This is a genomic window from Pseudomonas sp. 8(2025) (genome assembly GCF_052665325.1).
In genome coordinates this window covers 264,053-285,254 of sequence record NZ_JBQOIE010000010.1, presented here as the reverse complement: position 1 = coordinate 285,254, position 21,202 = coordinate 264,053, and the positions used below count along the sequence as shown (strand labels likewise).

Below are 21,202 nucleotides of genomic sequence, written 5' to 3'. Positions count from 1 at the left end.
CGGGAATAGCTCAGTTGGTAGAGCACGACCTTGCCAAGGTCGGGGTCGCGAGTTCGAGTCTCGTTTCCCGCTCCAAATTCACAAGAACGCCGCTCATTGAGCGGCGTTTTTGTTTGCCTGCGATTCAACACTGCAGCCAGTGCCCAGAAAAAAGGCCCGCCAGTACACCTGTGCGGGCCTTTGTCGTTTGCCTTGTCTACAGCGACAGCAGCAACCGCCCGGCGAACAGCAGCAGGATCAGCCCCATGCAGCGCTCGAACCAGTGCCCCAGGCGCATGAACAGCAAGCGCACCCGAGAGCTGGAGAAGAACAGCGCGACGATCACGAACCACAGCGCATTCACCAGGCACATCCAGGCGCCATATAGGGCCTGGATGCTCAGTGGGGTGGTGGCGCTGACCAGGGTGGTGAAGATCGCCAGGAAAAACAGGGTCGCCTTGGGGTTGGTGGCATTGGTCAGAAACCCCGTGGTAAAGGCTCGCAGCAAGGTCTGTTGGGGCTCATCGGTGGGCGCCTCGCCGGGAAGGCTGGTCTTGGCCTTGCTGCGCAGCAGGCTGATACCCAAGTACAGAATGTAGGCGCCGCCCAGCAGCTTGGCCGCGCTCAGCAACCAGGGCGTAGCGTGCATCAGGGCGCCCACCCCCAGCAGGGTGTAGAGCACGTGCACCGAGATGCCGGCGCCGATGCCCAGGGCGGTACAGACCCCGGTCATGCGGCCAAAGCGCACGCTCTGGCGGATGGTCACGGCAAAATCCGGCCCGGGAGCGACCACCGCGAGAAAGTGAACCAGGGCCAGGGCGAGGAACTCGCCAAGATAGTTGGACAGCATGCGGACTCCGCAAAGCAGGATGATTGAGTGGCAGGCCGTTTTCAGTCGAGGCTATAGCTGACCGAAAGGGTGCCTTTCTTGAGTGAGACCGCGGTGATGAGCACCGCGCCCAGCTGCTGCAGGTGGCTGACGTGGGTGCCGCCGCAACCATAGGCCGGCAGTTGGCCAAAGCTGATCTGGCGCGAACCGTCCGCCATTGTGCTATGCCGTTCCAGGTCGGCCTCTATCCACTGCGCAATCGCGTCCTGCACGCTGGCGCCGTCGATCTCCCGGGGCTGCTCTGCCGGTTTGAACGACACCCGGCCTTCACCTGGCCAGTGATGGGCCTTGATCGGTATCCAGCCCTGGCTTTGCACGAAGTGGCCGATCAGGTGCCCGGCGGAGTGCATGCGGCTGTTGAACAGGCGCGCGGCCTCATCGACCCGGGCCTCGAAAATGCCCGGCTCCAGCGGCTGGTCCAGGTAATGCACGATCTGCTCGCCTTCCTGGGCCACCCGCAGAACGGCGGCCTGGCCGATCCAGCCGGTATCGCTGGGCTGGCCGCCACCCTGGGGGTGGAAGGGCGTGGCGTTGAGGGTGATCGCGAATTGCTGTTCGTGGGGGATGCAGCTCAGGACCTCGACGGAGGTCAGTAACTGGTCATTGTCGTAATACAGGCGCCGCGTCATTTCTCTAACCCTGGAATTCAGTGTTTTTTTATTATGCGGCCTGGGCAATTGCGTGATAATCCGTTCGAAACTCAATGGACTATTGCGTCATGAGCATAAATCTACCCCTGCCTTTGCTGGCAGAAATGGCCATTTTCGTCAGGGTCGTGGAGACCGGCAGCTTCTCCGAGGCGGCACGCCAGCTGGGCTCCTCGCCTTCGGCGGTCAGCCGCAGCATCTCGCGCCTGGAAAAGGCCCTGGCCACCCGGTTGTTGCAGCGCACCACACGCAAGTTGCGCTTGAGCGACGGTGGCGAAGAGGTGTTCAAGCGTTGCAGTGAAATGGTCAGTGCGGCCCGTTCGGTGATGGAGGTCAGCGGCCAGTTCACCCACGAAGCCGAAGGCGTGGTGCGGGTCAGCGTGCCCAAGGCGGTGGGGCGTTTCGTGGTGCACCCGCACATGCCGGAGTTTCTGCGGCGCTATCCCCAGGTCGATGTGGAACTGCTGCATGAGGACCGCGATGTCGACCTGATCGACGACAACGTCGACCTGGCGATCCGCATCACCGATCGCCCGCCGCCCGGGTTGATCGGCCGCCAGCTGTTGCGCATCGATCACCTGCTCTGCGCCACCCCGCAGTACCTGGCCGAGCACGGTACGCCGGCCCATCCCCAGGACCTGCGCCAGCACAGTTGCATCTACCTGGGCGAGACCCCCAGCGATGCGCGCTGGAAGTTCACCCAGGGCAGCAAGGCGGTCACGGTGGGGGTGCGCGGGCGCTATGCGGCCAACCACACCGGGGTGCGCCTGGATGCGGTGCTGCAACACCTGGGGATCGGCAGCCTGCCGTACTTCACCGCGCGCCATGCCCTGGAGCAGGGGCTGATCGTCCAGGTGCTGCCGGAGTGGACCTTCCTGGCCTCCTACCACGGCGGTGCCTGGCTGCTGCATTCACCGACCCGTTACCTGCCGCCCAAGTTGCGGGTTTTCATCGACTACCTGGTGGAGTGCCTGGCCAAGGAGCCGACCCTCAACCGCCCGGGCAAAGCGGAACGCCCGCTGTAGGAGCTGGCTTGCCAGCGAATTCTCTGACAGGCCGGCGCTAAAAGGCGCCCATGAAAAAGGCCCGCCGGGCGAACCGTGCGGGCCTTGGCTGCGCCGGGCGCAGTGATCAGTGCTTGCTGTCCTGGGCAGAAAGCGCCAGCAGCTGCTTTTCCTGGTTCCAGTCGAAGGGCTCGTCGTTCTGCTCGGCTTCGAAACGGCGCTCTTCCAGGGCCTGGTACAGGTCGATTTCTTCATCGGGCATGTAGTGCAGGCAGTCACCGGCGAAGAACCACAGCAGGTCACGAGGCACCAGGTGGGCGATCTGCGGGTAGCGCTGCATGATCTGGCACAGCAGGTCCTGGCCCAGGTACTGGCTTTCGATCGGGTCGATCGGCAGCGAGGCGCGCAGTTCGTCGAAGCGCTCCAGGAACAGCGCGTGGCTTTCCTCGGGCACCTGTTCGGCTTCACCTACGGCGACCAGGATGCTGCGCAGGTGGTCCAGCAGGACGAGATGATCGGCGACGATGTTGGACATGACAGGGTCCTCAAGAGCAAAACGGGCGCGGGAGTATATAGCTCCCGCGCCCGGTTTCATAATCGACCTGCCCCGAAGGCGGCCGTCTAGCGGGTCTTGCCTTCGCTCAGGGTCAGCTCCTCCTTGGCAAAATCATCCACATTGATGACCTTGCGCCGCGCCGCCTCGGCCTCGTGCAGGCTCTGGGCCTCGGCGGCCTGCAGCACGCCGGCTTCCAGCGCCGCGTCGATGGCCGATTCGCCGGCAGCCGGTTTGACCTGGCCGCTTTTCAGCGCTTCGTGGAGCTTCTTGTGCAACGGGTGTACGGCGCTCAGCAGGTTGCTGGCATGTTGCAGGGCGCCCACCGGGTCGTCCTTGGATTGCGGGCGGTAGCAGCCGGCAAGCACCGCTTCCAGGGCCGGATCGCCCTGGGCTCGACCGATGATCGCCGCCACTTCGGCATCCAGCTGGTCCGATGGCCCGGTATGGCGACGGCCGAAGGGGAACACCAGCACCCGCAGCAGGCAACCGAACACCCGGTTGGGGAAGTTGCTGAGCAACTCGTCCAGGGCCCGTTCGGAATGCCCGAGGCTCTCTTCCATGGCCCAGGCCAGCAGGGGGCGCAGGTATTCCGGGGAGTCCAGGTCGTGGTAGCGCTTGAGCGCTGCCGACGCCAGGTACAGGTGGCTGAGCACATCCCCCAGGCGGGCGGAAAGGCGCTCGCGGCGTTTGAGTTCGCCCCCCAGCAGCATCATCGAGAAGTCCGCCAGCAGGGCGAAGGCCGCGGCCTGGAGGTTCAGGGCACGGAAGTAGCCCTGGCTGACCTTGTCTCCCGGAACGTGTTCGAAGTGGCCCAGGCCGAGGTTCAGCACCAGGGTGCTGGCGGCGTTGCTCACGGCGAAACCTATGTGCTTGAGCAGCAGGGCGTCGAACTCCTGCAGCGCCTGGTCGTGGTCTTCGCGACCGGCCAGGGCCATTTCCTTGAGCACGAACGGATGGCAGCGGATTGCCCCCTGGCCGAAGATCATCAGGTTGCGCGAAAGGATGTTGGCGCCTTCCACGGTGATGAAGATCGGCGCTCCTTGCCAGCTGCGGCCCAGGTAGTTGTTGGGGCCCATGATGATGCCCTTGCCGCCGTGCACGTCCATGGCGTGGCTGATGCACTCGCGGCCGCGCTCGGTGAGGTGGTACTTGAGGATCGCCGACAGCACCGAGGGTTTTTCCCCTAGGTCCACGGCGTTGGCAGTGAGCATGCGTGCACTGTCCATCAGCCAGGCATTGCCGCCGAGGCGGGCCAGAGCCTCCTGGATGCCCTCGAAGGCGGCGAGGGGCACGTTGAACTGCTCCCGCACCTGGGCGTACTGGCCGGTCACCAGGCTGGTGAATTTGGCGGCGCCGGTGCCCACCGCGGGCAGGGAGATCGAACGGCCCACGGACAGGCAATTCATCAGCATCATCCAGCCCTTGCCGAGCATTTCCTGGCCGCCGATGAGGAAGTCCAGGGGAATGAACACGTCCTTGCCGGAGTTCGGGCCGTTCATGAAGGCCGCGCCCAGGGGCAGGTGGCGGCGGCCGATATCCACCCCGGGGGTGTCGGTGGGGATCAGTGCCAGGCTGATGCCCAGGTCTTCCTGGTCGCCCAGCAGGTGGTCCGGGTCATGGGCCTTGAAGGCCAGGCCGAGCAGGGTGGCCACCGGGCCCAGGGTGATGTAGCGCTTTTCCCAGTTCAGGCGCAGGCCCAGTGTTTCTTCACCCTGCCATTGGCCTTTGCAGATGATCCCGGTGTCGGGCATGGCCCCGGCATCGGAGCCGGCCAGGGGGCCGGTGAGGGCGAAGCAGGGAATGTCGTCGCCCCGGGCCAGCCGCGGCAGGTAGTGATTGCGCTGTTCGTCGGTGCCGTAGTGCAGCAGCAGTTCGGCCGGGCCCAGGGAGTTGGGCACCATCACGGTGGAGGCCAGGTCGCCGCTGCGGGTGGCCAGCTTCATGGCCACCTGGGAGTGGGCGTAGGCCGAGAAGCCCTTGCCGCCGAACTCCTTGGGAATGATCAGGGCAAAGAAACCGTGCTCCTTGATGTGGGCCCAGGCTTCGGCCGGCAGGTCCATGTGCTGGCCGATCTGCCAGTCGCTGACCATGGCGCACAGCTCCTCGGTCGGGCCGTCGATGAACGCCTGCTCTTCTTCGGTCAACTGGGCCTTGGGGTAGGCCAGCAAGGTATTCCAGTCGGGGCGGCCACTGAACAGCTCGCCGTCCCACCAGACGGTGCCGGCATCGATGGCATCGCGCTCGGTCTGGGACATCGGCGGCAGAACCTTCTGGAACCAGCTGAATAGCGGCGCACTGAAATACTTGCGCCGCAGATCGGGCAGCAGCAGAGGGGCGGCGACCGCTGCCAGCAGCACCCAGAAAATCAGCAGCAGCCAGCCGGGGGCGCGGCTAAAGGCGCCCATGGCCAAGAGGTAGATGGCGACCACGCCCAGGGCGGGCAGGGGGGCGGTACGGCGATGGGCCAGGTAGGCCACTGCGAGCACCAGAACCAGTATCCACAACAACAGCATATTCAATCCTCCGTGAAACCAGGGGTGAAATCACCCTCAGAGCGTAGTCGGCCTTCGACAGCGCGGGTGAGCAGGGCAGTGCGGGTGCAATGCAAGTCTGTATCTTGCGGGCCAGGCCCGGTTGATCGTGGGGGCCATGATCTTTGGCCGATACGTCGTTATCACTGGGGCGGACGCCTCGATAGACTCAGGCTTCCTCTCGGAGGTCATGCCCATGCACGAGTACCTGCGTCCCAGCCGCTTCATCGATAGTGACCACCCGGCGGTGGTGGAGTTCGCCGAAACTCATCGCGGTGCCAGCCGCGATCCCCGACAGCAAGCCGTCAGCCTCTATTACGCGGTGCGCGAGGCCGTACGCTACAACTTCTACAGTTTCAGCCGTGATCCCCAGACCTTGCGCGGCAGCCATGCCCTGGCCACCGGCGAGAGCTATTGCGTGCCCAAGGCCACCTTGCTCGCCGGTTGTGCCCGGCATTGCGGGATACCGGCGCGCATCGGCCTGGCCGATGTGCGCAATCACCTGTCCACACCCAGGCTGCTGGAGCTGCTGCGCAGCGATGTATTCGCCATGCACGGCTACACCGAGTTCTATCTGCAGGGTCGTTGGGTCAAGGCCACGCCGGCGTTCAACCGGCAATTGTGTGAAATGTTCGATGTGGCGCCGCTGGATTTCGACGGCCTGGAGGACAGCGTTTTCCAGCCTTTCAATCGCCAGGGCGAACAGTCGATGGAGTACCTGGTGGACCACGGGCAGTTTGCCGACGTGCCGCAGGAGCTGTTTTTCGGCCACCTGGAAAAATGCTACCCGCACCTGTTCGACGCGCAGCAGCCGCAAGTGCTGGCAGACCTGCGCGGCGATTTGAGTCGCGGCTGATCAGGCGTAGACTGCCCCGGCATTCATTACTGAGGGATGGTCATGCTGAAGATCTGGGGTCGCAAGAACTCGTCGAATGTCAGGAAGGCACTCTGGTGCGCGCAGGAACTGGGGCTCGCCTATGAGTCCCTGGACGCCGGCGGCGCCTTTGGGGTGGTGGACACCCCGGCGTACCGGGCGCTGAACCCCAATGGCCGGATTCCACTGATTGAAGACGGCGACTTCGTGCTCTGGGAGTCCAATACCATCGTGCGCTACCTGGCTGCGCGCTACGCCGCCGATAGCCACTGGTACCCGGCCGACGTGCAACTGCGGGCCAGCGCCGAGAAGTGGATGGACTGGACCACCTCGACCTTCGCTGAACCCTTCCGGCATCTGTTCTGGGGCGTATTGCGCACCCCGGCCGAGCAGCAGGACTGGGCGCAGATCAACGCCGCCAAGGCCACGTGTGCCGAGCTGCTGGCGCGGGTCGATCAGGCCCTGGGCGAGCAGCCTTACCTGTCCGGGCAGGAGATCGGCGTAGGCGACATTCCCCTCGGCAGTTTCATCTACGCTTGGTTCGAGATGCCCATCGAGCGTCCTTCCATGCCCCATCTGCAAGCCTGGTATGAGCGCTTGAAACAGCGCCCGGCCTATCGCCAGGCCGTGATGACCGCGTTGACTTAATACCCACTATCGATACGGGTGACTGTACTTGCACGACGCAGGCACGCAACATGGCGGGCGTCCGGCGTCGTTGCAATCGGCTCGGGCCGCCCTTACTTATAAAATTCCCCCTTCTTGGTGCATGAATCCGATATGAGTTCCGCTCTGTCCATCCGGCAGCTAACCAAAACCTACGGCAACGGTTTCCAGGCCCTGAGTGGTATCGATCTGGATGTCGCCGAAGGTGACTTTTTCGCCCTGCTCGGCCCTAACGGGGCCGGCAAATCCACCACCATCGGCATTCTCTCGACCCTGGTGAACAAGACCAGCGGTACGGTGAGCGTCTTCGGCCACGACCTGGATCGTGAGCCGGCGGCGCTCAAGCGTTGCATCGGCGTGGTGCCGCAGGAATTCAACTTCAACCAGTTCGAGAAAACCTTCGACATCGTCGTGACCCAGGCCGGCTACTACGGCATTCCGGCGAAGATCGCCAAGCAGCGCGCCGAGCAGTACCTGACCCAGCTCGGCCTGTGGGACAAGCGCGATGTGCCTTCGCGTTCCCTGTCCGGTGGCATGAAGCGGCGCCTGATGATCGCCCGCGCGCTAGTGCATGAACCGCGCCTGTTGATCCTTGACGAACCTACCGCCGGGGTCGATATCGAGCTGCGCCGTTCCATGTGGAGCTTTCTCACCGAGCTCAACCAGAAAGGCATCACCATCATCCTCACCACCCACTACCTGGAAGAGGCTGAGCAGCTGTGCCGCAACATCGGCATCATCGACCACGGCACCATCGTCGAGAACACCAGCATGCGCCAGTTGCTCAGCCAGCTGCATGTGGAGACTTTCCTCCTCGACCTGAAGAACGACCTGAGCGTGGCGCCGCAACTGGCCGGCTATCCGACCCGGCTGGTGGACAGCCATACCCTGGAGGTCCAGGTGGACAAGGCCGTGGGCATCACCGCGCTGTTCGGCCAACTGGCCCTGCAGAACATCGAGGTGCTGAGCCTGCGTAACAAAACCAACCGTCTTGAGGAGTTGTTCGTGTCCCTGGTGGAGAAGAATCTGTCGAAGGTGGCGGTATGAGTTCGGAGTTCAAACCCAACCTGGTGGCGCTCAACACCATTGTCTATCGCGAAGTCCGGCGCTTCACCCGGATCTGGCCGCAGACCCTGCTGCCCCCGGCCATCACCATGGTCCTGTACTTCGTCATCTTCGGTAACCTGATCGGCCGGCAGATCGGCGACATGGGTGGTTTCACCTACATGGAGTACATCGTCCCGGGGCTGATCATGATGTCGGTGATCACCAACTCCTACGGCAACGTGGTATCGAGCTTCTTCGGCAGCAAGTTCCAGCGCTCCATCGAGGAGTTGATGGTCTCGCCGTTGTCGCCCCATACCATTCTCATCGGCTACACCTTGGGCGGGGTGCTGCGGGGGCTGATGGTGGGGGTCATCGTGACGCTGCTGTCGCTGTTCTTCACCACGCTGCAGGTGCACCACCTGGGCATCACGGTGCTGGTGGTAGTGCTGACCGCGACCATCTTCTCGCTGCTGGGCTTCATCAACGCAGTCTTTGCACGCAACTTCGACGATATCTCGATCATCCCGACCTTCGTGCTGACGCCCCTGACCTACCTGGGCGGGGTGTTCTACTCGATCAACCTGCTGCCGCCGTTCTGGCAGACGGTGTCCCTGGCCAACCCGGTGCTGCACATGGTCAACGCCTTCCGTTTCGGCATCCTCGGGGTGTCGGACATCAAGATCAGCATCGCCATTACCTTCATGCTGGTGGCCACCCTGGTGCTGTATATCGGTTGCGCACGGCTGCTGGTGAGCGGGCGCGGCATGCGTCAGTAAATGCCTTTAGTGCGTCATGCAAACGGCCTCCCTCGGGAGGCCGTTTTCGTTGGTCACTGCCGTTGCTGCTTGCGCCTGGACCATTGGCGCGCGACCCACCAGCGCCAATAGAGCATGGTCAGGCAATAGGCAGTGGCCCCCAGCACCAGCCCGGCCACCACCGAGCCGAGGAGGAAGGGTTGCCACAGGGTTGCCAGCTGGCTGCTGATCCACTCCCAGGTCAGCTCGTCGGGCAGGGTGCGCGGCGGCACGTTCATCAGCCAGGCCCCCAGTTGGTAGGTGCAGAAGAACACCGGCGGCATGGTGATGGGGTTGGTCAACCAGACCAGGCTGACACTGATGGGCATATTGCCGCGTAGCCAGATGGCCAGTACCGCAGCCAGCAACATCTGCATTGGAATGGGAATAAAGGCGGCAAACAGGCCCACGGCCATGGCCCGGGCCACCGAGTGTCGATTGAGGTGCCAGAGGTTGGCGTCATGCAGCAGGGTGCCGAGAAAGCGTAAGGACTTGTGTTCCCGGATGCTGGTCGGATCTGGCATGTAACGTTTGAATAAGCGCCGGGGCATAAGGCTTCTCGGTCGGGTCAGGCGACGATTATGACCGGATTCTAGTCGGCGAAAATTCAGACATTGTGACAAATGATAAAGCCGCGCTGCCCATCCTCGACTAAGCCAAGAGTATGAACTCCCAAGGAGGGGCGGGCGGATGCGTAGCGCAATGCTGGCGCTGGCTGCGGGGCTGCTGGCGCTGGGTTTCATGCCGGCCTTGCCCCCAGGCTGGCTGCTGCTGTGTATGGCGATACTGGCCTTGATGCTGTTGCCGTTTCGTACACATCCAGTGGCATTTTTCCTGTTCGGTTTCACCTGGGCCTGTGTCTCCGCGCAGTCGGCCCTTGATGATCGCCTGGCGCCGCGCCTGGAGTCACAGACCCGCTGGCTGGAGGGGCGGGTGAGCGGCCTGCCGGAGCAGGCGGGCGGCGTGGTGCGTTTCGAGCTGGAAGATGCCCAGGCCCGCCGTGAGCGGCTGCCCCGGCGCATGCGCCTGGCCTGGCATGAGGGCCCGGCGCTCAAGAGTGGCGAGCGCTGGCGGCTGGCGGTCAAGCTTCGCCAGCCGATGGGTTTGTTGAATCCCCAGGGCTTCGATTACCAGGCCTGGCTGCTGGCGCGCCGTATCGGCGCCACCGGCACGGTCAAGGCCGGGCAGTTGCTGGCACCGGCCCCGGCCCCGCAGGCCTGGCGGCAAGGCTTGCGCCAGCGCTTGCTAGAGGTCGAGGCTCAGGGGCGCGGTGCGGGGTTGGCGGCGCTGGTGATGGGCGACGGTTCCGGCCTGACGCGGCAAGACTGGCAGCTGTTGCAGGACACCGGCACCGTCCACCTGATGGTGATTTCCGGGCAGCACATCAGCCTGCTGGCTGGGGTGATCTATTTCGCGGTGGCCGGGCTGGCCCGCCATGGTCTCTGGCCCGAGCGCTTGCCGTGGTTGCCCTGGGCCTGTGCCCTGGCCTGGCTCGGCGCCCTGGGCTACGGCCTGCTGGCGGGGTTCGATGTGCCAGTGCAGCGCGCCTGTGTGATGGTCGCCCTGGTACTGCTCTGGCGCATGCGCTTTCGCCATCTGCGGGCCGGCTGGCCCCTGCTGCTGGCGTTGAATGCGGTGTTGCTGGCCGAGCCGCTGGCCAGCTTGCAGGCGGGGTTCTGGCTGTCCTTTGCCGCAGTGGCAATCCTGATCTTGATCTTTGCCGGGCGCCTGGGGGCGTGGAGCTGGTGGCAGGGCTGGACCCGGGCCCAATGGTTGATCGCCATTGGCCTGCTGCCGCCGTTGCTGGCTCTGGGGCTGCCTATCAGCCTCAGCGGGCCGCTGGCCAATTTGCTGGCGGTGCCCTGGATCAGCTTTCTGGTGTTGCCGCCGGCTTTGCTCGGCAGCCTGCTGCTGCCGGTGCCTTATGTGGGTGAGGGCCTGTTGTGGCTGGCCGGTGGATTGCTGGGCGGGTTGTTCCGCTTGCTCGGATTGATTGCCGGTGGGTGGCCGGCCTGGGTGCCGCCGCAGATCCCTCTGTGGCTATGGAGCATGAATGCTCTGGGCTGCCTGTTGCTGCTGTTGCCCAGGGGCGTGCCCATGCGGGTTCTGGGTTGGCCGCTGTTGCTCCTGGCGGTCTGGCCACCCCTGGCGCGCGTGCCCGAAGGCGAGGTGGAGGTCTGGCAGCTTGATGTGGGGCAGGGCCTGTCATTCATCCTGCGGACCCGTGATCACGCCCTGCTGTATGACGCTGGCGCGCGGGTCGCCGAGTTCGACCTGGGAGAGCGAGTGGTAGTGCCGACCCTGCACAGGCTCGGCATCCGGCGGCTGGACCTGATGCTGCTCAGCCATGCCGACAACGACCATGCCGGTGGCGCCCAGGCGGTGCAGCGCGCAATGCCCGTGGGCGAGGTCCGCGGAGGCCAGCCCGACGCCTTGCCCGCGGGCCTGCAGGCAAGGCCTTGCGACAGTGGGCTGAGCTGGGTGTGGAATGGCGTGCGCTTTCGCCAGTGGCAATGGGCGGCGGCGACCGACGGCAATCAGGCTTCGTGCGTGCTCCAGGTCGAGGCTGCCGGCGAGCGCCTGCTGCTCACCGGGGACATCGACGCCCGTGCCGAGCGAGCCTTGCTCGACAGCCCGCTGGCGGTGCGGACCCACTGGCTGCAGGCCCCCCATCACGGCAGCCGCACCTCTTCATCCATGGCCTTACTGCAACGGCTGGCCCCCGACGCGGTGCTGATTTCCCGTGGGCGGGGCAATGCCTTCGGCCATCCCCATCCTCAAGTGCTGGCACGCTATCGGCGCCTGGACATGGCAATTTATGACAGTGCCGAACAGGGCGCCCTGAGGCTGCAACTGGGGGCCTTCGGAGCGGCGCATGGCCTTCGCGAGCAGCGGCGATTCTGGCGTGAGCCGCCCGCAATGCCTTAAATAACCGTGGGTTATTAAAGCCTGTGAGCATGCGACATCACGGTCTTCGGTGCGTCCGGCCCCTATGTTAGAGTGGCGCACTTTTTCGAGGGGGCTGTCACTGTGTGGGAATTGGTCAAATCCGGCGGCTGGATGATGTTGCCGATCATTCTGAGTTCCATTGCTGCCGTGGGCATCATTGCCGAGCGTCTGTGGACCCTGCGGGCCAGTCGTGTCACCCCGCCCCACCTGCTGGGGCAGGTCTGGCGCTGGATCAAGGACAAGCAGCTGAACAAGGAAAAGCTCAAGGAACTGCGCGCCGATTCGCCCCTGGGCGAGATTCTGGCGGCGGGCCTGGCCAACTCCAAGCATGGCCGCGAGATCATGAAGGAATGCATCGAAGAGGCTGCCGCCCGGGTCATCCATGAGCTGGAACGCTACCTCAACGCCCTCGGCACCATTGCCGCCATGGCACCGCTGCTGGGGCTGCTGGGCACCGTGCTGGGCATGATCGACATCTTCAGTTCGTTCATGGGCTCGGGCATGACCACCAACGCGCACATCCTCGCAGGCGGTATTTCCAAAGCACTGATCACCACCGCCGCCGGCCTGATGGTGGGCATTCCCTCGGTGTTCTTCCACCGCTTCCTGCAACGCCGGGTCGATGAACTGGTGGTGGGCATGGAGCAGGAGGCGATCAAGCTGGTGGAAGTGATCCAGGGCGACCGCGATGTCGATCTGGCCGAGGGCAAAGCGTGAAATTCCGTCGCAAGCCCCGGGAAACCGTGGACATCAACCTGGCGTCGTTGATCGACGTGGTGTTCATCCTGCTGCTGTTCTTTGTTGTCACCACCACCTTCACCCGGGAAACCGAGCTGCGGGTCGACCTGCCGGAAGCGGTCAGCGGCTCGCCGGCCGAAGACCAGCAGGTCAAGCAACTGGATATCGCCATCAGCGCCGACGGCGTGTTTTCGGTGAACAACCAGGTCCTGCCCAAAAATGACCTGGAGACCTTGATCGAGGCCCTGCAGAAGGAGTCGGCGGGCGACACCAACCTGCCGCTGTCCATCAGCGCCGACGGCAAGACCCAGCATCAAGCGGTGATCACTGCCATGGATGCAGCCGGCAAGCTCGGTTTCAGCCACCTGCGCATGACCACCGTCGAGGCGGACCCGGCACCCTGATGGCACTTTCCGATCGCCTGCTCAATGCCTGGTACAACGGCCACCCCGCGCTGAAACTGCTGCGCCCCCTGGAATGCCTGTATCGCCGAGTGGTGACGGGCAAGCGCCAGCGCTTTCTTGCCGGTGAGGGGGCGATCTATCAACCACCTGTGCCGCTGATCGTGGTGGGCAACATCACCGTCGGCGGCACCGGCAAGACGCCGTTGATCCTGTGGCTGGTGGAGCACTGCCAGCGCCTCGGATTGCGGGTCGGGGTGGTCAGCCGCGGCTACGGTGCCAAGCCGGCGCAACTGCCCTGGCGCGTCAGCGCCGAAGATTGCGCCGCGGTGGCCGGTGATGAGCCGCTGCTGATCGTCCAGCGCTGCGGCGTGCCGCTGATGATCGATCCGGATCGCGGCCGCGCGGTACAGGCCCTGTTGGCCGCCGAGCCGCTGGACCTGATCCTGTCCGACGACGGCCTGCAGCACTACCGCCTTGCCCGTGACCTGGAGCTGGTACTGATCGATGCCGCCCGCGGCCTGGGCAACCGCCGCTGCCTGCCTGCCGGGCCGCTGCGCGAGCCGGCGGAGCGTTTGCAGAGCGTCGACGCGGTGCTCTACAACGGCGCAGTTGATGACCGTGACGACGGGTTCGCCTTTCATCTCAAGCCCTCGGTGCTGGTCAACCTGCGCAGTGGCGAGCGCCGTGCGCTGGAGCATTTCGCCCCCGGCCAGGCGCTGCATGCGGTGGCGGGCATCGGCAATCCCCAGCGTTTCTTCAACACCCTTGAAACGCTACACTGGCGGCCTGTTCCCCATGCATTTGCCGATCACGCTCAATACAGTGCGCAGGCCTTGACCTTCACCCCGTCATTGCCGCTGGTCATGACCGAGAAAGATGCGGTCAAGTGCCGGGCTTTCGCGGCAGACGACTGGTGGTACCTGGCGGTCGATGCCCAGCCTTCGCCGGCCTTCGTCGCCTGGTTCGACACCCAGTTGATGCGCCTGCTGCCTGATCGTCTGCTGCCTTAATTCGCTTTTATCCAGGGAATCCTCATGGACACCAAACTGCTCGACATCCTCGCCTGCCCGATCTGCAAAGGCCCCCTCAAACTCAGCGCCGACAAGACCGAGCTGATCAGCAAGGGCGCGGGCCTTGCCTATCCGATTCGCGATGGCATCCCGGTGATGCTGGAAAGCGAGGCGCGCACCCTGACCACCGAAGAGCGCCTGGACAAATGAGCAGCGCCTTTACCGTTGTCATCCCGGCGCGCTACGCCTCCACTCGCCTGCCAGGCAAGCCGCTGCAACTGATCGCCGGCAAGCCGATGATCCAGTGGGTCTGGGAACAGGCGCGCAAGAGCAGCGCCGAGCGGGTCGTGGTGGCCACCGATGATCAGCGCATCGTCGAGGCCTGCCAGGGCTTTGGCGCCGAGGCGCTGCTGACCCGGGAAGATCACAACTCCGGCACCGACCGGCTGGCGGAAGTCGCCGCCCAGCTGGGCCTGGCCGCGGATGCGATCGTGGTCAACGTACAAGGCGACGAGCCGTTGATCCCGCCGTCGGTGATCGATCAGGTAGCGGCCAACCTGGCAGCCCACACCGAAGCGCGCATGGCCACCCTGGCCGAGCCGATCGAGGATGTGCAGACCCTGTTCAACCCCAATGTGGTCAAGGTGGTCAGCGACCTCAACGGCCTGGCCCTGACCTTCAGCCGCGCCACCTTGCCCTGGGCTCGGGATGCCTTTGCCCAGAGTCGTGAGCAACTGCCCGAAGGCGTGCCTTATCGCCGTCACATCGGCATCTATGCCTACCGCGCCGGCTTTCTTCACGACTTCGTCAGTTGGGGCCCGTGCTGGCTGGAAAACACCGAATCCCTGGAGCAACTGCGTGCCCTGTGGCATGGCGTGCGGATCCACGTGGCCGACGCCCTGGAAGCACCGCCTACCGGCGTCGATACCGCCGAAGACCTTGAGCGCGTTCGGCGCCTGCTGGAGGCCTGATGCGGGTTCTGTTCGTCTGCCTGGGCAATATCTGCCGCTCGCCCACCGCCGAAGGCGTGCTGCGCCGCAAGTTGCACGAGGCCGGCCTGGGTGACCAGGTGCAGGTCGCCTCTGCGGGCACCAGCGACTGGCACATCGGCAAGGCCCCGGACAAGCGCAGCCAGCAGGCTGCCTTGCGGCGCGGCTACGACCTGTCGGCGCAACGGGCGCAGCAGGTCGGCAGCGCCGATTTCGCTGCCTATGACCTGATCTTCGCCATGGACCAGAGCAACCTGCGCAACCTCAAGGCCCTGCAACCGGCCCGGGGCAAGGCCGAGCTGGACCTGTTCCTGCGTCGCTACGAGGCGGCGCTGGATGAAGTGCCGGATCCGTACTACGACGGCGAGCAGGGTTTCGAGCAGGTGCTGGACCTGATCGAGGATGCCTGCGACCGGCTGGTGGTCGAATTGAAGGGGCGGCTATGACCCTGGACATTCAGGCCGATGTGTCCCTCAAGCCGTTCAACAGCTTCGGGGTCGAGGTCAAGGCGAAGTGGTTTGCCCAGGCCCACAGCGACGACGAGGTACGCGAGGCCCTGGCCTATTGCGCTACCCACCAGTTGCCGCTTCTGGTGATCGGCGGCGGCAGCAACCTGCTGCTGACGGCGGATATCCAGGCCCTGGTGCTGCGCATGGCCACTCGTGGCATTCGCCTGCTCAGCGATGACGGGCAGCGGGTGGTGGTCGAAGCCGAGGCCGGGGAAACCTGGCATCCCTTTGTCCAGTGGACCCTGGAGCAGGGCCTGTCCGGGCTGGAGAACCTGAGCCTGATTCCCGGCACCGTCGGCGCCGCACCGATGCAGAACATCGGCGCCTATGGGGTGGAGATCAAGGACGTGTTCGCCGGCCTGACTGCCCTCGATCGGCAGACCGGCGAGCTGCGGGAATTCGACCTGGCGCAGTGTCAGTTCGCGTACCGCGACAGCCTGTTCAAGCATCAGGCCGGTCGCTGGTTGATCCTGCGGGTGCGCTTTGCCCTGAACCGTGTCGATCATCTGCACCTGGAATACGGTCCGGTGCGCCAGCGCCTGAGCGAGCAGGGCATCGAACAGCCGACGGCCAGCGATGTCAGCCGGGCGATCTGCAGCATTCGCAGCGAGAAGCTCCCGGACCCTGCCGTGCTGGGCAATGCCGGCAGCTTCTTCAAGAACCCGGTGGTGCCGGCGGCACTGGCGGCGCAGATCAAGCAGTCGCATCCGGGGCTGGTGGGTTACCCCCAGGCCGATGGGCAGGTGAAGCTGGCGGCCGGTTGGCTGATCGAACAGGCGGGCTGGAAGGGCTTTCGCGAGGCGGATGCCGGGGTCCATCGCTTGCAATCGCTGGTGCTGGTCAACTATGGCGGCGCCAGCGGCCTGCAGTTGCTGGAACTGGCGCGGCGGATCCAGCGCGATATCGCCGAGCGTTTCAGTGTCGAGCTGGAGATGGAGCCCAACCTCTATTAACGAGAGCCGGCTTGCGGTGGATAGCAAAAAGCCTTGCCCGGCTGACGTTCGGGCAAGGCTTTTTTGTTAATTGCGGCTTAACTTAGCAGGCTAAGAATCAGCATTCTGCTGTTCCCAAGGGCCCGGTGAAGCCTGTCTTCACAAGAGAGCCCGATTAGCCTGAGCCGATCTGCGTGCACCGCAGCCGCGGTACTGCACGGCGGATGACTCGACCCCATCACTCAGAAAATGCGGGCGTGCCCATGATTACCCTGAAGCTCAACGGTCAAGATCATCAACTGGACGTCACCGAGGACATGCCGCTGTTGTGGGCTATCCGCGACGTGGCGGGCTACAACGGTACCAAGTTCGGCTGCGGCATGGGCCTGTGCGGCGCCTGTACGATTCATATCGATGGCGACCCGGCGCGCAGTTGCATCACACCGATAGGCTCGGTGCAAGGCAAGAACGTCAGCACCATCGACAACCTGCATACCGACCCGGTCGGGCAGGTGGTGCAGCAGGCCTGGCTGGATACGGCGGTGGCCCAGTGCGGTTACTGCCAGGGCGGGCAGATCATGTCGGCCACTGCCTTGCTCAAGGTCCACCCCAACCCCAGCGACGAGCAGATCGAAGAGGCGATGCTCGGCAATATCTGCCGCTGCGGCACCTACAACCGGATCAAGACCGCGATCCGACAGGCTTCCAGCCATCTGCAGGAGGCCAAGGCATGAACCGCCTACCGCAGGATTTTGCCCTGAGCAACCTCAGCCGCCGGGGCTTTCTCAAAGGTGTGGGGGCCACCGGGGCCCTGGTGCTGGCTGCGAGCTGGGGCTGGCAGGAAGCCTTTGCCGAGGACAAGAAATTCGGTGCCGACGGCATGCCCCACGGCTGGGTCGATGACCCCAAGGTCTACGTGAGCATTGCCAGCGACGGCAGCGTCACGGTGATCTGCAATCGCTCGGAGATGGGCCAGGGCGTGCGCACCAGCCTGAGCATGGTGGTGGCCGATGAACTGGACGCCGACTGGACGCAGGTCAAGGTTCGCCAGGCACCGGGTGACGAGGTGCGTTTCGGCAACCAGGACACCGACGGCTCGCGCAGCATGCGTCATTGGTACGAGCCCATGCGCCGCTGTGGCGCGGCTGCGCGGACCATGCTGGAACAGGCCGCCGCTGCGCAGTGGCAGGTGCCATTGGCGCAGTGTCGGGCGCAGTTGCACAAGGTGGTTCACCAGCCCACCGGGCGTGAGCTGGGCTATGGCGCCCTGGCCGCTGCGGCAGGCGCCCTGGCGGTGCCTGCCCGGGATAGCCTGCGCCTGAAGCAGCCCGGGGAGTTCCGCTACATCGGCAAGGAGGCCACCCGGGCCATCGATGGCCAGGACATCGTCAACGGCCGTGCGGTGTACGGCGCCGATGTGCATTTCGACGGCATGCTGTTCGCGGCGGTGGCGCGGCCCCGGGTGTATGGCGGCAAGGTCAAGTCGGTGGATGACAGCGCAGCCTTGAAGGTACCGGGGGTGATCAAGGTCGTGCCCATCGACAGCCGCCCCTTGCCTTCGGAGTTCCAGCCCCTGGGCGGCGTGGCTGTGGTGGCGAGCAACACCTGGGCGGCGATCAAGGGCCGCGATGCCTTGAGGATCGAGTGGGAGGATGGTGCCAACGCTGGCTACGACTCCATCCAATACCGCAAGCAACTGGAGGCGGCGGCGCGGCAACCGGGCAAGGTGGTGCGCAGTACCGGCAACCTGGATGAGGCCCTGAAGGGCGCCGAGAGCAGCCTGGAGGCCAGCTATTACCTGCCGCACCTGGCCCAGGCGCCGATGGAGCCGATGGTGGCCGTGGCGCGATTCCAGGACGGTCGCTGCGAGGCGTGGGCACCGAGCCAGGCGCCACAGGTGACCCGCGAGCGAATCGCCGAACGCCTGGGGATCGGCTTCGAGCAGGTCTCGGTGAACGTCACGCTGCTGGGCGGCGGCTTCGGGCGCAAGTCCAAGCCCGACTTCATCCTGGAGGCTGCGATCCTGGCCAAGGCCTTTCCCGGCAAGGCGGTGCGGGTGCAGTGGACCCGCGAGGACGATATCCACAACTCCTACTTCCATACCGTGTCGGCGGAATACCTCAAGGCCGGGCTGAACAAGGACGGCCTGCCGGCGGCCTGGCTGCACCGCACCGTGGCGCCGAGCATCACCGCGCTGTTCGCCCCGGGGATGAATCACGAAGGCGCCTTCGAGCTGGGCATGGGCTTTACCAACATGGCCTACGCGATTCCCAACGTGCGCCTGGAAAACCCCGAGGCCGCGGCCCATACCCGGGTCGGCTGGTACCGTTCGGTGTCGAACATTCCCCATGGCTTCGCGATCCAGAGTTTTGTCGACGAACTGGCCCACAAGGCCGGCCAGGATCCGCTGCAGTACCAGCTCAAGCTGCTGGGGCCGGATCGTCAGATCGACCCCCGAACCCTGAGCGAGGAGTGGAACTACGGCGAATCCCCCGAGCGCTACCCCATTGATACCGGGCGCCTGCGCACGGTGCTGGAAACCGCAGCCAAGGCGGCCGGCTGGGGGCGCTCGCTGCCCAAGGGGCGCGGTCTAGGGCTGGCCGTGCACTACAGCTTCGTGACCTATGTGGCGGCGGTGATCGAGGTGGAGGTGAAGGACGATGGCACGCTGATCGTGCATCAGGCCGATATCGCCGTGGATTGCGGCCCGCAGATCAACCCCGAGCGTATCCGCTCGCAATTCGAAGGGGCCTGCGTCATGGGCCTGGGCAATGCGGTGCTGGGGGAGATCAGCTTCAAGGAGGGCAAGGTCCAGCAGGACAATTTCCATATGTACGAAGTGGCGCGCATGTCCCTGGCGCCGAAACAGGTGCAGGTGCACCTGGTGACGCCGCCGGGGGACGTGCCCCTGGGCGGGGTGGGAGAGCCCGGTGTGCCGCCGATTGCGCCGGCCCTGTGCAACGCGATCTTCGCCGCCACCGGCAAGCGCATACGCAACCTGCCGGTGCGCTACCAGTTGCAGGGCTGGCAGCAGGCGAGCGCCTGATGGACAGCGTCGACCTGAATGTCCTGCGCAGTGTCCTGGAATGGCGGCGCGCCGGGCGCGGCGTGCTGCTGTACAGCGTGGTGCAGACCTGGGGCAGCGCGCCGCGGCCACCCGGCGCCATGCTGGCCTTGCGCGACGACGGGGTGGTGATCGGCTCGGTGTCCGGAGGCTGTATCGAGGATGACCTGATCAGCCGCCAGGGCGATGGGCGCCTGTCTCGCCACGGGCCGCCGGTGCAACTGGTGACCTACGGCGTGACCCTGGAGGAAGCGGCGCGATTCGGCCTGCCCTGTGGCGGCACCTTGCGCCTCACCGAAGAGCGGGTTGGCGACCCGGCCTGGGTCGCCGAATTGCTCCAGCGCTGCGAGGCACACCAGATCGTGGCCCGGGAGCTGAACCTGGGCACCGGCCAGGTGCTGCTCAAGACGGCGAACCGCGGCGATGAATTGGCGTTTGACGGGGTCACCCTGCGGGCGATCTACGGACCGCGCTGGCGCTTGCTGCTGATCGGCGCCGGGCAGTTGTCGCGCTATGTGGCGCAGATGGCCCGCTTGCTGGATTTCGAAGTGCTGATCTGCGATCCGCGCCAGGAGTTCGTGCATGGCTGGGAGGGGCAGGATGGACGTTTTGTCGCCGGGATGCCCGACGATGCGGTGCTGAGCATCGAGCCCGACGAGCGCACGGCAGTGGTGGCCCTGACCCATGATCCGCGCCTGGATGACATGGCGCTGCTGACGGCGCTCGACTCCCGGGCATTTTACGTCGGCGCCCTGGGTTCCCGGGCCAACAGCCAGAAACGCCGGGACAATCTGGCGCTGCTGGGTCTTTCGGCGCAGGCCATCGAGCGCTTGCACGGGCCGGTCGGATTGCCCATCGGCAGCCATACGCCGGCGGAGATTGCCTTGTCGTTGCTGGCGGAAATCGTCGCGCTGAAAAATGGCGTCGAACCGCTGCAGAAGAAGCTCCCGGTGCGAGTGGCGGAGACGGTGAGGTGAGCCGCAAGCCTTGCGCGATCATCCTGGCGGCGGGGCAGGGCAGGCGTTTTCGCCAGGTGGCCGGGGCCGGGCAGGACAAGCTGTTGGCGCCCTGCCGCGGGCGTGACGGGGTGCAGCGGCCGGTGCTGGAGCAGGTGCTGGTGAGCCTGCCGGTGGACGTTGCCCAGCGAGTACTGGTGACCACGGCGGATCGACCCCAGGTGGTGGATCTGGCGCGTGCCTACGGTTGTCAGGTACTGGTGCTGGAGTCCGTGGGCATGGGGCATAGCCTGGCCGCGGCAGTGGCTGCCTGCGCCGATGCTCATGGCTGGATGGTCTGGCTGGGGGACATGCCCTTTATCCTGCCCGCCACCGCCAGTCGGGTGATGGAGGCAATGACCGAGGAGGGCATCAGCGTGCCGCGGCTGGGGGATGAGTTGGGTCATCCGGTGGGCTTTGGCCGGTCTTATGGCGCAGCGTTGCAGGGCCTGTCTGGTGATCGGGGAGCCCGGCCGCTGTTCGCTTCGGGGCGGGTGGTGGAAGTTCCGGTGACGGATCCGGGGGTGACCTGGGATGTGGACGTTCCGCAGGCGTTGCTGTTTCCGGATTGTCAGGTGCTCCAGGTATAAAAAAGCCCCGCCCGGTTACCCGGGCGGGGCTTTTT

At 65.0% G+C, this 21,202-nt stretch carries 22 protein-coding genes; 17 read left to right on the top strand and 5 right to left on the bottom strand.

What is annotated here, in order from left to right; all coding sequences use genetic code 11:
- Positions 1–196: 196 nt before the first annotated feature.
- Positions 197–829 (bottom strand): LysE family translocator, encoded by a 633-nt coding sequence (locus ACUXVH_RS20455; protein ID WP_015634690.1) that lies wholly within the window; start codon positions 827–829, stop codon positions 197–199.
- A 41-nt stretch (positions 830–870) separates the two neighbouring features.
- Positions 871–1,497 (bottom strand): hypothetical protein, encoded by a 627-nt coding sequence (locus ACUXVH_RS20450; protein WP_011060090.1) that lies wholly within the window; start codon positions 1,495–1,497, stop codon positions 871–873.
- A gap of 89 nt (positions 1,498–1,586) precedes the next feature.
- Here ACUXVH_RS20450 and ACUXVH_RS20445 point away from each other — a divergent pair, with 89 nt between their 5' ends.
- On the top strand, positions 1,587–2,540 hold the full coding sequence (locus tag ACUXVH_RS20445; RefSeq protein ID WP_011060091.1) for a LysR family transcriptional regulator: 954 nt from the start codon (positions 1,587–1,589) through the stop codon (positions 2,538–2,540).
- Positions 2,541–2,646: 106 nt separating this feature from the next.
- Here the strand turns inward: ACUXVH_RS20445 and ACUXVH_RS20440 are convergent, their stop codons facing one another.
- Together ACUXVH_RS20440 and ACUXVH_RS20435 are read right to left on the bottom strand one after the other, a co-directional pair.
- On the bottom strand, positions 2,647–3,054 hold the full coding sequence (locus ACUXVH_RS20440; RefSeq protein ID WP_011060092.1) for a PA2817 family protein: 408 nt from the start codon (positions 3,052–3,054) through the stop codon (positions 2,647–2,649).
- Between the two features lie 86 nt (positions 3,055–3,140).
- Entirely contained in the window at positions 3,141–5,588 is a 2,448-nt protein-coding gene (locus ACUXVH_RS20435; protein ID WP_065363414.1) for an acyl-CoA dehydrogenase, read from the bottom strand.
- A gap of 214 nt (positions 5,589–5,802) precedes the next feature.
- Between ACUXVH_RS20435 and ACUXVH_RS20430 the strand changes: the two genes are divergently transcribed.
- The 4 genes from ACUXVH_RS20430 to ACUXVH_RS20415 all read left to right on the top strand — a co-directional run bounded on the left by ACUXVH_RS20430 (position 5,803) and on the right by ACUXVH_RS20415 (position 8,969).
- The gene (locus ACUXVH_RS20430; protein ID WP_011060094.1) at positions 5,803–6,462 is read left to right on the top strand and encodes a transglutaminase-like domain-containing protein; all 660 of its coding nucleotides are present in this window, start codon (positions 5,803–5,805) and stop codon (positions 6,460–6,462) included.
- Positions 6,463–6,504: 42 nt separating this feature from the next.
- Positions 6,505–7,128 (top strand): glutathione S-transferase family protein, encoded by a 624-nt coding sequence (locus ACUXVH_RS20425; protein ID WP_011060095.1) that lies wholly within the window; start codon positions 6,505–6,507, stop codon positions 7,126–7,128.
- 132 nt (positions 7,129–7,260) lie between these two features.
- Positions 7,261–8,193 (top strand): ABC transporter ATP-binding protein, encoded by a 933-nt coding sequence (locus tag ACUXVH_RS20420; RefSeq protein WP_011060096.1) that lies wholly within the window; start codon positions 7,261–7,263, stop codon positions 8,191–8,193.
- A complete protein-coding gene (locus ACUXVH_RS20415) occupies positions 8,190–8,969 on the top strand; it encodes an ABC transporter permease (protein ID WP_011060097.1) in 780 nt (259 codons plus the stop codon). Before ACUXVH_RS20420 ends, ACUXVH_RS20415 begins: the two co-directional genes overlap by 4 nt.
- A gap of 53 nt (positions 8,970–9,022) precedes the next feature.
- Here ACUXVH_RS20415 and ACUXVH_RS20410 read toward each other — a convergent pair whose 3' ends face one another.
- Positions 9,023–9,538 carry a DUF2062 domain-containing protein gene (locus ACUXVH_RS20410; RefSeq protein WP_015634695.1) on the bottom strand — a complete coding sequence of 172 codons (516 nt, stop codon included), beginning with the start codon at positions 9,536–9,538 and terminating at the stop codon, positions 9,023–9,025.
- 139 nt (positions 9,539–9,677) lie between these two features.
- Here ACUXVH_RS20410 and ACUXVH_RS20405 point away from each other — a divergent pair, with 139 nt between their 5' ends.
- From ACUXVH_RS20405 to ACUXVH_RS20350, 12 genes are all read left to right on the top strand, one after another.
- Positions 9,678–11,915, top strand: a complete 2,238-nt coding sequence (locus ACUXVH_RS20405; RefSeq protein ID WP_065363415.1) for a DNA internalization-related competence protein ComEC/Rec2 — start codon at positions 9,678–9,680, stop codon at positions 11,913–11,915.
- Between the two features lie 102 nt (positions 11,916–12,017).
- Positions 12,018–12,653: a MotA/TolQ/ExbB proton channel family protein gene (locus tag ACUXVH_RS20400; RefSeq protein WP_011060100.1), complete on the top strand. Its 636-nt coding sequence runs from the start codon at positions 12,018–12,020 to the stop codon at positions 12,651–12,653.
- Positions 12,650–13,078: an ExbD/TolR family protein gene (locus ACUXVH_RS20395; RefSeq protein WP_011060101.1), complete on the top strand. Its 429-nt coding sequence runs from the start codon at positions 12,650–12,652 to the stop codon at positions 13,076–13,078. Before ACUXVH_RS20400 ends, ACUXVH_RS20395 begins: the two co-directional genes overlap by 4 nt.
- Positions 13,078–14,088 carry a tetraacyldisaccharide 4'-kinase gene (gene lpxK, locus ACUXVH_RS20390; protein WP_011060102.1) on the top strand — a complete coding sequence of 337 codons (1,011 nt, stop codon included), beginning with the start codon at positions 13,078–13,080 and terminating at the stop codon, positions 14,086–14,088. Before ACUXVH_RS20395 ends, lpxK begins: the two co-directional genes overlap by 1 nt.
- Before the next feature lie 24 nt (positions 14,089–14,112).
- Positions 14,113–14,298 carry a Trm112 family protein gene (locus ACUXVH_RS20385; protein WP_011060103.1) on the top strand — a complete coding sequence of 62 codons (186 nt, stop codon included), beginning with the start codon at positions 14,113–14,115 and terminating at the stop codon, positions 14,296–14,298.
- A complete protein-coding gene (gene kdsB, locus ACUXVH_RS20380) occupies positions 14,295–15,059 on the top strand; it encodes a 3-deoxy-manno-octulosonate cytidylyltransferase (RefSeq protein WP_011060104.1) in 765 nt (254 codons plus the stop codon). The genes ACUXVH_RS20385 and kdsB overlap by 4 nt, the downstream gene beginning before the upstream one ends.
- Entirely contained in the window at positions 15,059–15,523 is a 465-nt protein-coding gene (locus tag ACUXVH_RS20375; protein WP_015634698.1) for a low molecular weight protein-tyrosine-phosphatase, read from the top strand. The genes kdsB and ACUXVH_RS20375 overlap by 1 nt, the downstream gene beginning before the upstream one ends.
- Positions 15,520–16,539, top strand: a complete 1,020-nt coding sequence (gene murB / locus ACUXVH_RS20370) for a UDP-N-acetylmuramate dehydrogenase (RefSeq protein ID WP_011060106.1) — start codon at positions 15,520–15,522, stop codon at positions 16,537–16,539. The genes ACUXVH_RS20375 and murB overlap by 4 nt, the downstream gene beginning before the upstream one ends.
- A gap of 242 nt (positions 16,540–16,781) precedes the next feature.
- On the top strand, positions 16,782–17,252 hold the full coding sequence (locus ACUXVH_RS20365) for a (2Fe-2S)-binding protein (RefSeq protein ID WP_011060107.1): 471 nt from the start codon (positions 16,782–16,784) through the stop codon (positions 17,250–17,252).
- Positions 17,249–19,564: a xanthine dehydrogenase family protein molybdopterin-binding subunit gene (locus ACUXVH_RS20360; protein WP_065363416.1), complete on the top strand. Its 2,316-nt coding sequence runs from the start codon at positions 17,249–17,251 to the stop codon at positions 19,562–19,564. Before ACUXVH_RS20365 ends, ACUXVH_RS20360 begins: the two co-directional genes overlap by 4 nt.
- Complete coding sequence (locus ACUXVH_RS20355; protein WP_019092974.1) at positions 19,564–20,559, top strand: XdhC family protein; 996 nt, start codon at positions 19,564–19,566, stop codon at positions 20,557–20,559. The genes ACUXVH_RS20360 and ACUXVH_RS20355 overlap by 1 nt, the downstream gene beginning before the upstream one ends.
- Complete coding sequence (locus ACUXVH_RS20350; protein ID WP_065363417.1) at positions 20,556–21,167, top strand: nucleotidyltransferase family protein; 612 nt, start codon at positions 20,556–20,558, stop codon at positions 21,165–21,167. Before ACUXVH_RS20355 ends, ACUXVH_RS20350 begins: the two co-directional genes overlap by 4 nt.
- Positions 21,168–21,202 lie beyond the last annotated feature (35 nt).

What these genes read in the sequence shown, in the direction of transcription:
- ACUXVH_RS20455 (WP_015634690.1), bottom strand. Translation starts at nt 829, where the DNA reads ATGCTGTCCAACTATCTTGGCGAGTTCCTCGCCCTGGCCCTGGTTCAC.
- ACUXVH_RS20450 (WP_011060090.1), bottom strand. Translation starts at nt 1,497, where the DNA reads ATGACGCGGCGCCTGTATTACGACAATGACCAGTTACTGACCTCCGTC.
- ACUXVH_RS20445 (WP_011060091.1), top strand. Translation starts at nt 1,587, where the DNA reads ATGAGCATAAATCTACCCCTGCCTTTGCTGGCAGAAATGGCCATTTTC.
- ACUXVH_RS20440 (WP_011060092.1), bottom strand. Translation starts at nt 3,054, where the DNA reads ATGTCCAACATCGTCGCCGATCATCTCGTCCTGCTGGACCACCTGCGC.
- ACUXVH_RS20435 (WP_065363414.1), bottom strand. Translation starts at nt 5,588, where the DNA reads ATGCTGTTGTTGTGGATACTGGTTCTGGTGCTCGCAGTGGCCTACCTG.
- ACUXVH_RS20430 (WP_011060094.1), top strand. Translation starts at nt 5,803, where the DNA reads ATGCACGAGTACCTGCGTCCCAGCCGCTTCATCGATAGTGACCACCCG.
- ACUXVH_RS20425 (WP_011060095.1), top strand. Translation starts at nt 6,505, where the DNA reads ATGCTGAAGATCTGGGGTCGCAAGAACTCGTCGAATGTCAGGAAGGCA.
- ACUXVH_RS20420 (WP_011060096.1), top strand. Translation starts at nt 7,261, where the DNA reads ATGAGTTCCGCTCTGTCCATCCGGCAGCTAACCAAAACCTACGGCAAC.
- ACUXVH_RS20415 (WP_011060097.1), top strand. Translation starts at nt 8,190, where the DNA reads ATGAGTTCGGAGTTCAAACCCAACCTGGTGGCGCTCAACACCATTGTC.
- ACUXVH_RS20410 (WP_015634695.1), bottom strand. Translation starts at nt 9,538, where the DNA reads ATGCCCCGGCGCTTATTCAAACGTTACATGCCAGATCCGACCAGCATC.
- ACUXVH_RS20405 (WP_065363415.1), top strand. Translation starts at nt 9,678, where the DNA reads ATGCGTAGCGCAATGCTGGCGCTGGCTGCGGGGCTGCTGGCGCTGGGT.
- lpxK (WP_011060102.1), top strand. Translation starts at nt 13,078, where the DNA reads ATGGCACTTTCCGATCGCCTGCTCAATGCCTGGTACAACGGCCACCCC.
- ACUXVH_RS20385 (WP_011060103.1), top strand. Translation starts at nt 14,113, where the DNA reads ATGGACACCAAACTGCTCGACATCCTCGCCTGCCCGATCTGCAAAGGC.
- kdsB (WP_011060104.1), top strand. Translation starts at nt 14,295, where the DNA reads ATGAGCAGCGCCTTTACCGTTGTCATCCCGGCGCGCTACGCCTCCACT.
- ACUXVH_RS20375 (WP_015634698.1), top strand. Translation starts at nt 15,059, where the DNA reads ATGCGGGTTCTGTTCGTCTGCCTGGGCAATATCTGCCGCTCGCCCACC.
- murB (WP_011060106.1), top strand. Translation starts at nt 15,520, where the DNA reads ATGACCCTGGACATTCAGGCCGATGTGTCCCTCAAGCCGTTCAACAGC.
- ACUXVH_RS20365 (WP_011060107.1), top strand. Translation starts at nt 16,782, where the DNA reads ATGATTACCCTGAAGCTCAACGGTCAAGATCATCAACTGGACGTCACC.
- ACUXVH_RS20360 (WP_065363416.1), top strand. Translation starts at nt 17,249, where the DNA reads ATGAACCGCCTACCGCAGGATTTTGCCCTGAGCAACCTCAGCCGCCGG.
- ACUXVH_RS20355 (WP_019092974.1), top strand. Translation starts at nt 19,564, where the DNA reads ATGGACAGCGTCGACCTGAATGTCCTGCGCAGTGTCCTGGAATGGCGG.